Annotated in this window: 17 protein-coding genes; 13 read left to right on the forward strand and 4 right to left on the reverse strand. The window is 48.0% G+C overall.

All coding sequences use genetic code 11. The annotated features are described in order from the left end of the window. Window positions 1-4: 4 nt before the first annotated feature. The 4 genes from ACTHR7_RS06630 to ACTHR7_RS06645 all read right to left on the reverse strand — a co-directional run bounded on the left by ACTHR7_RS06630 (window position 5) and on the right by ACTHR7_RS06645 (window position 4,488). The gene (locus ACTHR7_RS06630; protein WP_440370547.1) at window positions 5-1,402 is read right to left on the reverse strand and encodes an ATP-binding protein; all 1,398 of its coding nucleotides are present in this window, start codon (window positions 1,400-1,402) and stop codon (window positions 5-7) included. A 15-nt stretch (window positions 1,403-1,417) separates the two neighbouring features. Beyond that, window positions 1,418-2,095, reverse strand: a complete 678-nt coding sequence (gene misR / locus ACTHR7_RS06635; RefSeq protein WP_003748666.1) for a two-component system response regulator MisR — start codon at window positions 2,093-2,095, stop codon at window positions 1,418-1,420. 207 nt (window positions 2,096-2,302) lie between these two features. Continuing rightward, the gene (locus ACTHR7_RS06640) at window positions 2,303-4,135 is read right to left on the reverse strand and encodes a Wzy polymerase domain-containing protein (RefSeq protein WP_440370548.1); all 1,833 of its coding nucleotides are present in this window, start codon (window positions 4,133-4,135) and stop codon (window positions 2,303-2,305) included. After that, window positions 4,132-4,488 carry a DUF2069 domain-containing protein gene (locus ACTHR7_RS06645; protein WP_049336736.1) on the reverse strand — a complete coding sequence of 119 codons (357 nt, stop codon included), beginning with the start codon at window positions 4,486-4,488 and terminating at the stop codon, window positions 4,132-4,134. Before ACTHR7_RS06645 ends, ACTHR7_RS06640 begins: the two co-directional genes overlap by 4 nt. A gap of 218 nt (window positions 4,489-4,706) precedes the next feature. On the opposite strand from ACTHR7_RS06645, the gene hisC reads away from it, so the two are divergent. The 13 genes from hisC to ACTHR7_RS06710 all read left to right on the forward strand — a co-directional run bounded on the left by hisC (window position 4,707) and on the right by ACTHR7_RS06710 (window position 14,586). Continuing rightward, window positions 4,707-5,792, forward strand: coding sequence for a histidinol-phosphate transaminase (gene hisC / locus ACTHR7_RS06650; protein ID WP_107868317.1), 1,086 nt, complete (start codon window positions 4,707-4,709; stop codon window positions 5,790-5,792). A gap of 19 nt (window positions 5,793-5,811) precedes the next feature. Then, window positions 5,812-6,768 carry an imidazoleglycerol-phosphate dehydratase HisB gene (gene hisB, locus ACTHR7_RS06655; protein ID WP_063069195.1) on the forward strand — a complete coding sequence of 319 codons (957 nt, stop codon included), beginning with the start codon at window positions 5,812-5,814 and terminating at the stop codon, window positions 6,766-6,768. Window positions 6,769-6,936: 168 nt separating this feature from the next. After that, window positions 6,937-7,581, forward strand: coding sequence for an imidazole glycerol phosphate synthase subunit HisH (gene hisH, locus ACTHR7_RS06660; protein ID WP_440370549.1), 645 nt, complete (start codon window positions 6,937-6,939; stop codon window positions 7,579-7,581). Between the two features lie 73 nt (window positions 7,582-7,654). Further along, complete coding sequence (hisA, locus tag ACTHR7_RS06665) at window positions 7,655-8,392, forward strand: 1-(5-phosphoribosyl)-5-[(5-phosphoribosylamino)methylideneamino]imidazole-4-carboxamide isomerase (protein WP_070460189.1); 738 nt, start codon at window positions 7,655-7,657, stop codon at window positions 8,390-8,392. Between the two features lie 164 nt (window positions 8,393-8,556). Further along, window positions 8,557-8,874 (forward strand): multidrug transporter MatE, encoded by a 318-nt coding sequence (locus tag ACTHR7_RS06670; RefSeq protein ID WP_070460191.1) that lies wholly within the window; start codon window positions 8,557-8,559, stop codon window positions 8,872-8,874. 40 nt (window positions 8,875-8,914) lie between these two features. Then, window positions 8,915-9,682 (forward strand): imidazole glycerol phosphate synthase subunit HisF, encoded by a 768-nt coding sequence (gene hisF, locus ACTHR7_RS06675; RefSeq protein WP_070460193.1) that lies wholly within the window; start codon window positions 8,915-8,917, stop codon window positions 9,680-9,682. A gap of 43 nt (window positions 9,683-9,725) precedes the next feature. Further along, complete coding sequence (hisI, locus tag ACTHR7_RS06680; RefSeq protein ID WP_440370550.1) at window positions 9,726-10,133, forward strand: phosphoribosyl-AMP cyclohydrolase; 408 nt, start codon at window positions 9,726-9,728, stop codon at window positions 10,131-10,133. 32 nt (window positions 10,134-10,165) lie between these two features. Continuing rightward, window positions 10,166-10,489: a phosphoribosyl-ATP diphosphatase gene (locus tag ACTHR7_RS06685; RefSeq protein ID WP_440370551.1), complete on the forward strand. Its 324-nt coding sequence runs from the start codon at window positions 10,166-10,168 to the stop codon at window positions 10,487-10,489. A gap of 117 nt (window positions 10,490-10,606) precedes the next feature. Continuing rightward, entirely contained in the window at window positions 10,607-10,930 is a 324-nt protein-coding gene (locus tag ACTHR7_RS06690; RefSeq protein WP_049329536.1) for a histidine triad nucleotide-binding protein, read from the forward strand. Window positions 10,931-10,965: 35 nt separating this feature from the next. After that, window positions 10,966-11,169 (forward strand): Sec-independent protein translocase subunit TatA, encoded by a 204-nt coding sequence (gene tatA / locus ACTHR7_RS06695; RefSeq protein ID WP_003679438.1) that lies wholly within the window; start codon window positions 10,966-10,968, stop codon window positions 11,167-11,169. Window positions 11,170-11,172: 3 nt separating this feature from the next. Beyond that, complete coding sequence (gene tatB / locus ACTHR7_RS06700; protein ID WP_296183907.1) at window positions 11,173-11,835, forward strand: Sec-independent protein translocase protein TatB; 663 nt, start codon at window positions 11,173-11,175, stop codon at window positions 11,833-11,835. 15 nt (window positions 11,836-11,850) lie between these two features. Continuing rightward, complete coding sequence (tatC, locus tag ACTHR7_RS06705) at window positions 11,851-12,627, forward strand: twin-arginine translocase subunit TatC (protein WP_440370552.1); 777 nt, start codon at window positions 11,851-11,853, stop codon at window positions 12,625-12,627. A 573-nt stretch (window positions 12,628-13,200) separates the two neighbouring features. After that, window positions 13,201-14,586: a GntP family permease gene (locus tag ACTHR7_RS06710; RefSeq protein ID WP_440370553.1), complete on the forward strand. Its 1,386-nt coding sequence runs from the start codon at window positions 13,201-13,203 to the stop codon at window positions 14,584-14,586. Window positions 14,587-14,614: the final 28 nt, after the last annotated feature.

Below are 14,614 nucleotides of genomic sequence, written 5' to 3' on the forward strand. Positions count from 1 at the left end.
ATTTTTAGACTTCTTTTTTGTCTCCGGCTTTCTTTTTGGGAAGGATAAAACGCATCCTCAGGCCGTTGGGTTTGACATTTTCAGCAATGATTTTACCGCAGTGTTGTTCCATAATGTGCTGTGTCAATGCAAGCCCTAAACCTGTACCGGGTTTGTGTGCGCTGGAGTCGGCGCGATAAAAGGCAGTGAAAATATGCGGAAGCTGCATTTCATCGACACCAGGCCCGTTGTCGGTAACATCGATAATCCAGTTTTTGTCGTCTTGTCCGATATGGGTTTGAATGGTGCTGCCTTCCGGACTGTAATTGATGGCATTGCGGATCACGTTGTCAAAGGCACGGTATAGATAGCCTTCGTTGGCGCTGACTACGGCATTTTCAGGGATTTTTGGGTCAATGCTCAGGGTAACGCTTTGGTTGTTTTGGTGGGCAATGCTTTGGTTGTCCTCAATCAAGTTGGTCAGGAAAGGAACGAGTTTGAGGTTTTCTTTTTCCAAAGGAATATTGGAAGTTTCCAAGCGAGAGAGGGTCAACAATTCGCCGACCAAAGTATCCATGCGCACCAGTTCGCCTTCAAGGCGCTTGAGATATTGCTCTTGTTTCTGCGGCTGAGATTGAATCAGGCCGACAATCGCCTGCATACGCGCCAGCGGCGAACGCATTTCATGCGAAACGTGGTGGAGCAGGTGGCGCTCTTTGGCAACAAGTTTTTCAAGCTTTTCGGCCATTTTGTCGAACTGTACGGCAAGGTGGGACAATTCGTCGTCACGGTCGTCAACTTGTTGGGAAATGCGGGTTTCAAGTTCGCCGTTAGCCACTCTGTCCATGCCGCCACCTAAAATTTTAATAGGCTTGGTGATGTTGTTGGCAAGGATGTATGCCATCAAGAGCCCCACAACGATGATAAAAGACAGAATGATAAATTCGTGCCAAATAGGCGAAAGCGGCAAGCCGGGAATGAAGAGCGGGCTAGGGAGGCGTTGAGCCTGATGATTGTCCCAGCCTTTAATAAAGAAGAGGTATTCTTCGCCGAAACGGTCGTATTCGATGTGTGCCAAATCAGATTCGGGGTTGTTGATGGCAAAGATACGGGCGCGCTCAATGGAGAGGCTGTCGATGTTTCGGCCTAAAATATCTTTTTTATCGTCGCCGGTAATCACATAAACGGCATTGGAAACCGGATTGTTTTTCCATTCGGAAAGAATTTCGCGCGCACCGCTGTCTCCGCGTGAGTTGAATGCGGAAATAATGCTGCTCATCAATGTGGTTTCGATGGTGCGGCGTTGGTTGAATTGGTTTTCGGCAAGGGTGTTTTGTACCAGCCAAAATGAAAAACTCGCCACAAAGATTGCGCAGACGATGACTGCGCAAAATGTGGCGAAGATGCGTTGAAACAGTTTCATTGATCTGTTTAATCTTTAATTTTTAACAAACAGGTAGCCTAAGCCGCGTACAGTTTGAATCAGGGAAGCATCGCCCAATTTGTGGCGGATGCTGGAGATGTGTACGTCGATGCTGCGGTCAAATTTAGCCAGTTTGCGGTCGAGTGCCTCGATAGACAGGGTCTCTTTGCTGACAACTTGTCCGGCGTGGCGCATCAAAACTTCGAGCAGATTGAACTCGGTGCTGGTCAATTCAAGCGGAGTGTCTTTGATGCTGGCTTGGCGTTTGGCAGGGTAGAGGACAACGTCGCTGACAGAAATGCTGTTAGGCGCGTTGTTTTGTTCGTTGCTGTGTTGTGCACGGCGTAAGATGGCGTTGATACGCGCCAAGAGTTCGCGCGGTGTGCATGGTTTCGGTACGTAATCGTCCGCACCCATTTCCAAACCGATAATGCGGTCGATGTCGTCACCTTTTGCAGTCAGCATGATGATGGGTACAGTGCTTTGGGTGCGTACGTTTTTCAAAACGTCCAAACCGTTCATTTTAGGCATCATGGAGTCTAATACGACGACATCGTATTGTCCGGTCAGAATTTCTTGAACGCCGGCTTCGCCGTCAGGAACGCTGTGGACGTTGAGGCCTTCGGCAGTCAGGTATTCGGTCAGCAATTCGGTCAAGAGGGCATCGTCATCTACGAGTAATACGCGACTCATGGAATTTCCTTTTCGTGATTGTATGCGCCGTGGCACTAAATAGGCGGTGCGGCGATTAAAATAGAGTTGTATTCAATCTTAACATGCAATCTGCTTTTGTTGATAGCGTAATTTTCTGTGCTTTTGCGCTTTTTTGCATAGAAACTTGTCGCTCTTTACATTTTCAGACGGCCTGTAAGGACAAACTGACAATTGAGTGAGTTTTGTTTAGGGTTTATCACATGATTGGGCAGTTTGGTGTTTCGGTGCATTGATGAAATCTTTGCAATCGGACAAAAGTTTGGGCAGCAGAGGGGCGAATACCGGATGGCTGCGTATTTTGTCGGCGTAGAAATACATCATATACGGGTAATAATATTGCACTGCCTGCATCCATTGCGCACCTTCTTCTTTTTTGCCTTGTCGGTAGAGGTAAAGGCCGACTTGATAGGCGCTGGAGTAGGGGCGGTAGGTCAGAGCTTTGAGTGCGGCTTCTTCTGCCCACGGGCGGATGTAGGCATCGGTCGGGTCTGCACGTTTGCTCAAACTTAAATCGGCGTAATAGGCAAGCATGGGGCTTTCTTTGGAAAGTCGTTGCAGGCCGTCGATTTTGTTTTGAACCGTTTGCTGATCATCGGTTTTCCCTACACGGCTATATTGGGTCAGATTTTGATATTCCCAGATGAGGTTTGCCATGCCGATTAAAATCGATAAAGCAGCTATACCGCCTGTCCATTGTCTGATTCGGGTAGATAAAAGGCCGTCTGAAACATCTTTAAGATAAGAGGGTGTCAACGACAGAATCAGGCTAAATACGGTGAGGAAGTAGATATACCAAAGTGGATATTCAAGCATGCTGTGGCAGAGGCTGACGGCGGCGGCAGTCAGTAAAAACAGCGAGGCCGGCGTTTGGTTGCGGCCTGATAGTCGCCATACGGCTGCAAGCAGGGTTAAGGTTGCCAGCAAGGTACCGGCAATGCCCATTTCGGACAGCAACTGCATGACGATATTGTGCGAATGGGTAAACAGTACGCCGAGGATATTGTTGGGGAAATATTGTTGCTGGGCATTGATCAGAAAGGTTTGCTGGGCAAAGCTGTTCCAGCCGTGACCGAACCAAGGTGCGGATTGAAAGGCAATCCATGCTTTGCTCCATTCGATTTGGCGCATGGAACCTTCAAAACCGCTGGTGCCTGCGCGTTCGACAGCTGTTTCGTATTTGATGTTGCCAAACAAATCCAACAGGCTGCCCATGCCGAATTGGAAAGCAGCGGCCAGGATGGCGGTCAGAAGGAAAATGCACAGTGCGCGTTTGTGTTGGAAACGAATACGCCAAAACCATAACGGCGTAATCAGGAATAAGGCGGCAATGTAGCCTAAGATGGTGCGCGAGTTGACAAGGCCGAGGGTCGCAGTCAAAGCCAATACGAACAGAAAACCTGCTGCATTGGACATTTTGCGCGCCGTCCATAAATAGGATGCCGCCAAAATGCCCCACATTAAATAATGTCCCAAATGATTGCGCTGGCCGAGTTGACCGTTTACGGTACCGCTGCTTCGGGCAATGATGCCGTTCAACCACTCTACGTTGGACCAGCCTTTAAATTGCAGCCAGACGATGGCAGCCTGTATGGTTGCACCTATCAATAAAGACCAAGCAAAGATGCTGACGACGCGATCCTGTCCGTAAGCTGTTACCCAGCCGCGCACCGACCATGCACCCAGTGCCAAAATGACAAAGGTCCAGGCGGTGATGTCGCTCATGCCGGGGTAGGTGGAATGCATGAGGCGCGCTTGGAGCGACCAAAATACGGCCATGGCAAACAAGCCGATGCTGAGTGCGGGAAGGCGGATATTCAGCAGGCCTTTGTGTGCGCTAATCAATGTCAGTACTAATGAGCCGCTCAGTGAGATGGCTTCCAAATAAAAGCTGGGCAGTGGGCCGACTCGGTAGAGTGAGAGAAAAGGGACGACACAAATCCAAAGAAAACTGAGCCATAAAGGCCAAAAGGTTTTCACTGGAGATTCAGTCAGGCCGTCTGAAAGTGTGTGGTAGGTCATTTCGATGTGTGTTTTTGTTGTTTGATAAATGCAAGGCAACCGAGGAAAAAGGCAATGCACAATAATACGGAAACGGCGGCGCAAATCCGGCTGGCGACGGCTGTGTCAGCCAGGCGCATACAAGCTTCGGCAAAGTAAATCAGAATCAGCATGGAGCTGTATTGATAAGTGTAGATGCGTTTTTTCAAAATGCCGGTCAACGGCAGGCACAGGGGCAGGGCTTTCAGGGCCAGCCATGAGCCGCCTTCGCGCAATGGAGCGATCCACAATTCCCATGACAAGGAAAGCAGAATCAGCAGGATAAGGCTTATGGAAGTTGCAAGATAAGGTAATGGGGAGCGTGTATTGTTCACAATATTGAGGGCGTAAAGCCGTACTGGAAAACTTAAAATTATACCGCTAAAAAGGCAGGGTAAGCCAAGAATATTGCTTAAAGATGCTGAAGAAAGGATTTATTGTTTTTTCTTCAAACGAATGAAACTTTATCTTGTTTTATAGTCTTATTAATATATATATTTAATAAAGATTGTGCTACTATTATAAATACTTTATCTCAGGAGGATAGAAAACCATGAATCGCGTTGCTGATGTTATCCGTGATGATATTAAAGTAATGACAGCCTATCAGGTTGCCGATTTGCCGGAAGGTTTTATTAAGTTGGACGCCATGGAGTGTCCGCATCATCCTTTCGCCGGGTATGAATCTTTATTATCGGAATGGGCGGACTTGGCAAAGCAGGCACCGATTCATTTGTATCCCCATACTGCCAAGAGCGGTATTTATGAAGAATTGAGGGAGGTTTTCGGTATTCCCGATAAGGCGGAAATCGCGTTGGGTAACGGCTCCGACGAGCTTATCCAGTTTTTGACTATGCTGGTTGCCAAACCAAATGCGTGTGTATTGGGTATTGAGCCAAGTTTTGTTATGTATCGTCATAATGCCGCGCTTTATGGCATGGAATATGTCGGCGTTCCCTTAAATCCGGATTTCTCTTTAAACCTTCCTGCCGTTCTGTCTGCGATTGAGCAACATCAGCCGTCATTAATTTTTATTGCCTATCCCAATAACCCTACCGGCGTGTGCTTTAAGCGGGAAGAAGTGGAGGCGGTCATTCGTGCGGCTACCGGCATTGTGGTTGTCGATGAGGCATATGGCGCGTTTCATCATGACAGCTTCCTTCCGTGGGCGGGCGAAGTTGAAAACCTGGTCGTAATGCGCACCATCAGTAAAATCGGCTTTGCAGGCTTGCGGATGGGATATGCGGCGGCAAGTCCAAGTCTCATGGGTGAACTGGCCAAAATCCTTCCGCCTTACAATATGAATCAATTAAGCTTGGCGGCGGCAAAATTTTCATTGAAACATCATCAAATCATTCAGCAAAACATTGATACATTAAAAAACGAGCGTTCGCGTGTGATGAATGAATTGTTGAAATTAAACCGTTTGGAAGTTTTTCCGAGCGAAGCCAACTTTATTACCGTTCGCGTTCCTGATGCGAATGAGCTGTTTGAAATATTGAAGCAAAACCGCATACTGATTAAAAAACTGCATGGCAGCCATCCGCTTTTGGATCAGTGTGTCCGCATAACCATAGGCTCGGCAGCGCAAAATGATGCCGTCTTGGCCGTTATTAAAAACCTTTACCCCAATCTTTGATTCCAAGGAAACTACCATTATGAACAAAGCTCAACTGCATTTGACCAATTTTCTGTTACTGGTTGAAGAAGCCGGCTCATTGACCAAGCTTGCACGCGCATGCGGTTATGAAAACTCCGCCTCCCTGTCTCAGCTCAAACGCCGTTTGGAACAACAAGCAGGCGATGAGTCTGCGCGCGGCATTCGTCCGAGCCTGGCTGCGAAGTTGGAATCCGGTATGCACAAACGCAAAGGCTGGCTGAACCGTGACCACAGCAAAGACCAAGAAAAAGCAGCAGCGGTTGAAGCGGCGCGTTTGGAAAAACAAACTGTCGAAGCAGCAGAAACTGGTGTTTCAAACGAAGGCCGTTTTGTTACCGTTACCCGCAATACCTGTGAAACCCAAATCACCGTTAGCCTCAACCTTGACGGTACCGGTAAATACCGCTTGGATACCGGCGTTCCTTTCCTTGAGCATATGCTTGCCCAAGTAGCGCGTCATGGTTTGATTGACTTGGATATTACCTGCAAAGGCGATTTGCACATTGACGACCATCACACAGTTGAGGACATCGGTATCGTGGTGGGTCAGGCCTTGAAACAGGCGCTTGGCAATAAAGCCGGCATTACCCGTTACGGTCATGCCTATGTTCCGCTGGACGAGGCGTTGAGCCGTGTAGTCATCGATCTTTCCGGCCGTCCTGGCTTGGTGTACAACATCGACTTTACCCGCGCTCTGATCGGCCGTTTTGATGTCGATTTGTTTGAAGAATTTTTCCACGGCCTTGTGAACCACAGCATGATGACCTTGCACATCGATAACTTGAGCGGCAGTAATGCACATCATCAAGCCGAGACTGTTTTCAAAGCCTTCGGCCGCGCATTGCGCATGGCGGTCGAATACGATCCGCGCATGATGGGTCAAACGCCTTCTACCAAAGGCACGCTGAGCGAAGAATCTGTTCAAGAAGAAGCAGAAGCCGCATCTGAAGAATAAGGCATCGTGTGAATGAATAAAGGCCGTCTGAAACCGATCGGGATTTCAGACGGCCTTTATTATTCATCTTGTATGGTGGCAATATTTTGTTTTAAACCATCTTTTGCTACAATCATTCTTATTATTATATTAATCATTAAATGTTTTCAGACGGCCTGAGGAGAAGCAATGAAAGTAGCGATTGTCGATTATGGAATGGGAAACCTGCACTCAGTGTTGAAATCTGTTCAGGCGGCGCAGGTCTTGTCCAAGCAAAATGCCGAGGTTTATCTGACTTCGCGGCCCGAAGAAGTGATAGCGGCGGATAAGGTTATCTTTCCAGGGCAGGGTGCCATGCCGGATTGCATGTCGGCGCTGGAGGCAAGCGGTTTGGGTGAGGCGGTTTCAGACGGCCTGAAAAACAAGCCGTTTTTTGGAATTTGCGTAGGTGCGCAATTATTGTTTGAACACAGTGAAGAAGGCGATACAGATGGTTTGGGTTGGTTTGAAGGTCAAGTAAAACGGTTTTTGCCCAATCAAACCGATGAGCAAGGAGGCCGTCTGAAAGTGCCGCATATGGGTTGGAATACAGTGCGCCAAACCCGTCCGCATCCTTTATTTCAAGACATTGGGCAAAACGAGTATTTCTATTTTGTTCACAGCTATTATTTTGCACCGAAAAATGAAGAGATTGTTTTAGGCGTTAGCGAATATCCGAATGAATTTGCCTGCATTGTCGGTAAGGACAATGTGTTTGCCACACAGTTCCACACGGAGAAAAGCCATCAGGCAGGATTGCTGCTGCTGCGTAATTTTTTAAATTGGCAGATTTGAGGCTTTTAACATAAATCTGCTAAAAATCGCTAATTTGTGTAAAATATACTGAAATTGAATAGAGGAGAAGAAAATGCTGTTGATACCTGCCATTGATTTGAAAGAAGGACGCTGTGTTCGCTTAAAACAAGGCTTGATGGAGCAGGCGACGGTGTTTTCCGATTCACCGGCAGAGATGGCTTTGCATTGGCGCAATCAAGGCGCACGCCGTTTGCATTTGGTTGATTTGAACGGCGCATTCGCAGGCGTTCCTCAAAATTTTCCGGCGATTAAAGAAATTTTGGCCGCCGTAGCCAAAGATATTCCGGTACAGCTTGGCGGCGGTATCCGTGATTTGGGCACCATCGAAAAGTATTTGGATTTGGGTCTGACCGATGTGATTATCGGTACGGCCGCGGTAAAAAATCCTGAATTTGTGCGCGAAGCATGTAAGGCCTTTCCGGGTCAGATTATCGTCGGCTTGGATGCCAAAGACGGTATGGTGGCGATAGACGGTTGGGCAACGGTAACGGAGCATCATGTCGTCGATTTGGCCAAGCGTTTTGAAGACGATGGCGTCAACAGCATTATTTATACCGATATCGGCCGCGACGGCATGATGAGCGGCGTGAATATCGAAGCTACCGTCAAATTGGCCCAATCCGTGAATATTCCGATTATCGCTTCCGGCGGTTTGACGAATTTGGATGATATCCGTGCATTGTGTGCCGTTGAAAACGAAGGCGTGAGCGGTGCAATTACCGGCCGTGCAATTTATGAGGGAAGCATTGATTTTGCACAGGCGCAAAAACTGGCCGATTCTTTGGCTTAAGTGTGTCAGATTATGCGGATAAGACCTTGCAGGCCATTAAAACGCAGCGGCTGACGCAGCACACAAAAATGCACTCAAAGGGATTGCCTGTATAGGTCATGGGTTTATATCTGTTTGAAATAATTATAAAAACAACCCAATCGATATTTTATTAAGGGATTAGTATGCTTGAAGCGTTTGTTTTGGGTTTTTGGATTATCTGGTCATCCGACCGCGAAGTGTATCCACTAAGTGAAAGTTTGTGGTTTACACTGATTGCAGTGATATTGCGGCAGCTGACGGCGTTTGATTTGCCGATTATCGATACCTATTGGATGATTTTCAACGGGATAATATGGGCATTTGCCGGTTTGATTTTTTCCATCGTCGGTCGCATCGACAGCAATTTCATTATTTCCTGCGTTTTGGCGATGATGGCGGGGATTGGTTATTTTCAGCTGTTGCAACATTTGCCGGATTGGTTGAGCAAATTTTTGGCCTGACGGTTTCAGACGGCCTGAGAACGGATAAGAGGTATTGAGTATGACATTGGCAAAACGAATTATTCCTTGTCTGGATGTAAAAGACGGTCGCGTGGTAAAAGGTGTCAACTTTTTGGGTTTACGCGATGCAGGCAATCCGGTTGACGTTGCCAAACGCTACAACGATGAAGGCGCGGATGAATTGACCTTTTTGGACATTACTGCCTCCAGCGACAATCGCGATACTATTTTGCACGTTATTGAGGCAGTCGCATCACAAGTTTTTATTCCATTGACGGTCGGCGGCGGTGTGCGTACGGTTGCCGATATCCGTCGCCTGCTTAATGCCGGTGCCGATAAGGCCAGCATCAATACGGCCGCTGTAACCAATCCTGATTTGGTAAATGAAGCGGCCGGTTTTTTTGGTTCACAAGCGATTGTCGTTGCCGTGGATGCCAAAGCGGTCAACCCTGAAAATACCCGTTGGGAAATCTTTACCCACGGCGGACGTAATCCGACCGGTTTGGATGCGGTGGAATGGGCTGTCGAAATGCAGCGGCGCGGTGCGGGCGAGATTTTGCTGACCAGTATGGATCGGGACGGCACCAAGCAAGGTTTTAACCTGCCTTTGACACGCGCGGTCAGTGAAGCGGTCGATATTCCGGTCATTGCTTCCGGTGGCGTCGGTTCGGTACAACACTTGGTGGACGGCATTAAAGACGGAAAGGCAGATGCGGTATTGGCCGCCAGTATTTTCCACTTTGGCGAAGCGAGTATCCGCGAAGCGAAACTGGCCATGCGTGAAGCAGGAATTGAAGTGCGTTTGTGATTGCTATCTAAAGGCCGTCTGAAAATATGGGAGAAAGGCGCGAATGTCGAACATAAACGAAACGCTGCTGAATGCCGTAAAATTTGATGAAAAAGGTTTGGTTTGCGCGATTGCCCAAGATTGGCAGACACGCCGTGTGCTGATGGTTGCCTGGATGAACGCCGAAGCCCTACAAAAAACCGTAGAAACCGGTTTTGCCCACTATTACAGCCGTTCCCGCCAAAAACAATGGATGAAGGGCGAAGAGTCCGGACATACGCAAAAAGTACACGAATTGCGCTTGGATTGCGATGGCGACGCAGTGGTTATGTTGATTGAACAAAACGGCGGCATTGCCTGTCATACTGGGCGCGAAAGCTGCTTTTACAAAGTTTGGCAAGAGGGCGCATGGCAGACAGTCGATGCCGTATTGAAAGACGAAGAGGCGATTTACGGACATAAACATCCTTAAGGCCGTCTGAAAGAAAATAAGAGAAACCGACCATGACCGATACTATCCTTACCCAAATTCAAAACGTCATCGATTCGCGCAAAGGCGGCGACCCTGATGCTTCTTATGTCGCCCAACTGCTGCACAAAGGCGAAGACAAGATTCTGAAAAAAGTCATCGAGGAAGCGGGCGAAACCATGATGGCCTCTAAAGATGGCGGTGGCGAACATTTGGTTTACGAAGTGGCGGATTTGTGGTTTCATACCATGGTTTTATTGGCGTATCACGGATTGCGTGCCGAAGATGTAGTAAACGAGCTTGCGCGCCGTCAAGGTTTGTCGGGATTAGTGGAAAAAGCTTCTCGCAAAGAATCTTGAATTTATATTACAATCCCGTATTTGACCTGTTTCAGAATCCGTCTCCTGGGGCAAAAACGATTTCACTTTTTGGTTGAAACCCGTTACGCCCGTTTTCAGACGGCCATTGGAGCCATTATGGATAATTGTATTTTCTGCAAAATTGCAACCAAAGATATTCCGGCACAAACCGTTTACGAAGACGATGAGATGCTTTGTTTCAAAGATATCCGTCCTGCCGCGCCGGTGCATCTGTTGCTGATTCCGAAAGTGCACTTCGACTCACTGGCACACGCCACTGCCGAACATCAAACCTTGTTGGGCAAAATGATGTTGAAAGTTCCTCAAATCGCCCATGAGGCAGGTTTGACCGACGGCTTCAAAACCCTGATCAACACAGGCAAAGGCGGCGGACAAGAAGTCTTCCACCTGCATATCCATATCATGGGTACGCCCGCATAACTATTATCTATTTTTAACAAATTCAAGGATTTATCATGGGTAGCTTCTCTCTCTGGCACTGGATTATCGTACTGATTATCGTCGTTTTGGTATTCGGTACCAAAAAATTGCGCAACGTCGGCAAAGACCTCGGCGGTGCAGTGCATGACTTCAAACAAGGCCTGAATGAAGGTACAGACGGCAAAGATGCCAAAAAAGACGAAGTCATCGAACACAAAAAAGACGAAGACAAAGCATAATCCATGTTTGATTTCGGTTTGGGCGAATTGCTGCTGGTCGGCGTTGTCGCCCTGATAGTGCTTGGCCCCGAACGTCTGCCGCAAGCCGCGCGCACGGCCGGGCGTTTGGTCGGCAAATTGCAAGGATTCGTCAATAACGTCAAGCAGGAACTCAACACTCAGGCTGAGTTGGACGAATTGCGCAAGGTGAAGCAGGAATTTGAAACCGCCGCATCTGAGTTTCGCGACGGTATCAAAGACTTGGGCAATGATGCACAAAAAAATCTGAGCGATATTTCAGACGGCCTCAAGCCGTGGGAACGCCTGCCCGAACAAAAAACGCCAGCTGATTTTGGTGTGGACGAATTCGGTAATCCTCTGCCTGATTTGGCTTCAAGCAGCACTGAAAATGAAAGTGCGGCCCAAGTTCCTGAAGAGGGTGGGGCAGTGCAAACTCAAGAGCCTGTCGGGGCTGAAAATGCCGAGTCCGAGCAAGACCGCGCTTGGCGTGAGTATTTGACCGCATCGGTTTCCCCCGCACCGGCAGTTGAAGTCAGCTATGTCGAAGCCCCTATCACCGATGTTCCTCCGCTGCATACGACTTCTTTGCGTAAGCAGGCGATGAGCCGCAAACGCGATATGCGCCCGAAATTCCACGCAAAGCCCAAACTGCGCGTCCGTAAGTAAAAAGTGAGTCAACCGGTGTCCGAACCTCAACACGAACAACCCGTCCAACCGCTTATCGAGCATCTTCTCGAGCTGCGCCGCCGCATGATGTGGATCGTCATCGGTATTGTTGTCTGCTTTTTGGGCATGATGCCGTTTGCCCAGCAGCTCTATACCTTTGTTGCCGAACCATTGATGGCCAATCTGCCTAAAGATACCAGCATGATTGCAACCGATGTGATCGCGCCGTTTTTTGTGCCGGTCAAGGTTACTCTGATGGCGGCATTTCTGCTGTCGTTGCCGCACACGCTGTATCAAGTTTGGGCGTTTGTCGCTCCTGCCTTATACCAAAACGAAAAACGCTTGATTACGCCGCTGGTGTTATCCAGCGTGACGCTTTTCTTCGTTGGGATGGCGTTTGCCTATTTTTTGGTGTTTCCCGTTATTTTCAAATTCTTGGCCGGTGTAACCCCTGTCGGCGTCAATATGGCGACCGATATCGACAAATACCTGTCCTTTATTTTGGGCATGTTTGTGGCATTTGGTACGACGTTTGAAGTGCCCGTTGTTGTGGTGTTGCTTGCCAAAATGGGCATTGTCTCGACTGCACAGCTTAAGAACGCCCGTCCGTATGTTATCGTGGGTGCGTTTGTCGTGGCCGCAATCATCACGCCGCCTGACGTAATTTCTCAAACCCTGCTTGCTGTTCCGCTGATTCTGCTCTATGAAGCAGGTATTTGGTTCAGCCGCTTTATCAAAGCGAAAACGCAGCAGGAAGATAAAGATACACCGCAACCACCGTCAGAAGTTTAAGAATCAAGGCCGTCTGAAGAATTTTTCAGACGGCCTTTGTATCATGGCACTTCAGTTTTTAAGAAAAAGTATGATGAATGTTCGGGGAATCGTACAAAAACGCTACAGCCCTAAATTCTTTTGATGTGACTAAAAATTTCGACCGAGGATTTTGCCGAAATCGAAGCAGTAATGCGTAACAGTCCCTTATGCGTCAATGGGCTGGTATTCTGAAGATGATTTTAATACCAAACTGCTGGAATTACGTTTGGGAAATGGGGTGATTTTTACCAAGGCATAAGCCGAAAATACTTGATTTTAGGTAATTGAAAAAATATTCGTTTCTATTTTATCGAGAAGAATGATGTCAGGCCGTCTGAAAATTAACTACGTTTCAGACGGCTTTTTTATTACCCTTGTTTTTCGTTGTAATCCTTATTTATTAAGCATTTTGCAAAAAGGGTTTTGAAAAAGAGAAGTTTATATTTTGACTAAATCCAGCCGTATGAATCCATAGTGAAATGTGTTATCTTATCTACGTGTGTTAAGAAACATTAATAAATTTGTATTTTTCTTGCAGAGAAAGGCTTCAAAATGGATGGATGGACTCAAACGCTGAGTGCCGGTACCTTGCTCGGTATCGCTGCGGCAGCAATTTTGCTGATCTTGATTTTGATTGTAAAACTGCGCGTTCATGCCTTGCTGACGTTGGTATTGGTCAGCCTGTTGACTGCCATCGTGACAGGTCTGCCTATGGGCAGCATTGTTAATGATGTATTGGTTAAAAACTTTGGCGGTACGCTCGGCAGCGTGGCGTTGCTGGTCGGTTTGGGCGCAATGCTCGGCCGTTTGGTAGAAACTTCCGGTGGTGCTCAGTCTTTGGCAGATGCGCTGATTCGGATTTTTGGTGAGAATCGTGCACCATTTGCTTTAGGCGTGGCTTCTTTGATTTTTGGTTTCCCAATTTTCTTTGATGCCGGCTTGGTGGTGATGCTGCCGATTGTGTTTGCAACGGCACGCCGTATGAAGCAGACCGTTCTGCCATACGCGCTGGCGTCTATTGGTGCATTTTCGGTCATGCACGTCTTCCTGCCGCCACATCCCGGCCCGATTGCCGCTTCTGAATTTTATGGCGCAAATATTGGTCAACTGCTGATTTTGGGTTTACCTGTTACCTTGATTACTTGGTATTTCAGCGGCTATTTATTGGGTAAAGTTTTGGGCCGCAGCATTCATGTGCCCGTTCCTGATCTGCTCAGCGGCGGTACGCAAGATAACGACCAACCGAAAGCGCCTGCAAAGGCATCTACGGTCATTGGCATTATGCTAATTCCTATGTTATTGATTTTCTTGAATACTGGTTTGTCTACTCTGATCAGCGAGAAAATGGTCAGTGCGGATGAAGGCTGGGTGCAGTTTGCACGAATGCTCGGTTCGACACCGATTGCTTTGCTGATTTCTGTTTTGGTAGCCCTGTATGTATTGGGTAGTAAACGTGGCGAAAAAGCCAGCGCTTTGGAGAAAACCATTGATGGCGCATTGGGCCCGGTTTGCTCGGTTATTTTGATTACCGGTGCAGGCGGTATGTTCGGCGGCGTATTGCGTGCTTCCGGTATCGGTAAGGCTTTGGCCGACAGCATGGCTGACTTGGGTATTCCTGTTTTACTGGGCTGTTTCTTGGTAGCTTTGGCTTTGCGTATTGCGCAAGGTTCTGCGACTGTTGCCCTGACTACCGCTGCCGCGTTGATGGCACCAGCCGTTGCGGCGGCAGGTTTCAGCGATTGGCAGATTACTTGCGTGGTATTGGCTACGGCGGCAGGTTCCGTTGGTTGCAGCCACTTTAACGATTCAGGCTTCTGGCTTGTCGGCCGTCTGTTGGATATGGATGTGCCGACGACCTTGAAGACATGGACGGTCAACCAAACACTTATCGCACTCATCGGTTTTGCTTTATCGTCAGTGTTGTTTGTTTTGGTTTAATCGGAAGAACGGGCGGATAGTGTTTTTG

Origin of the sequence: Neisseria sp. P0007.S010, assembly GCF_051962875.1 — a bacterium.
Classification (GTDB): domain Bacteria; phylum Pseudomonadota; class Gammaproteobacteria; order Burkholderiales; family Neisseriaceae; genus Neisseria; species Neisseria subflava_A.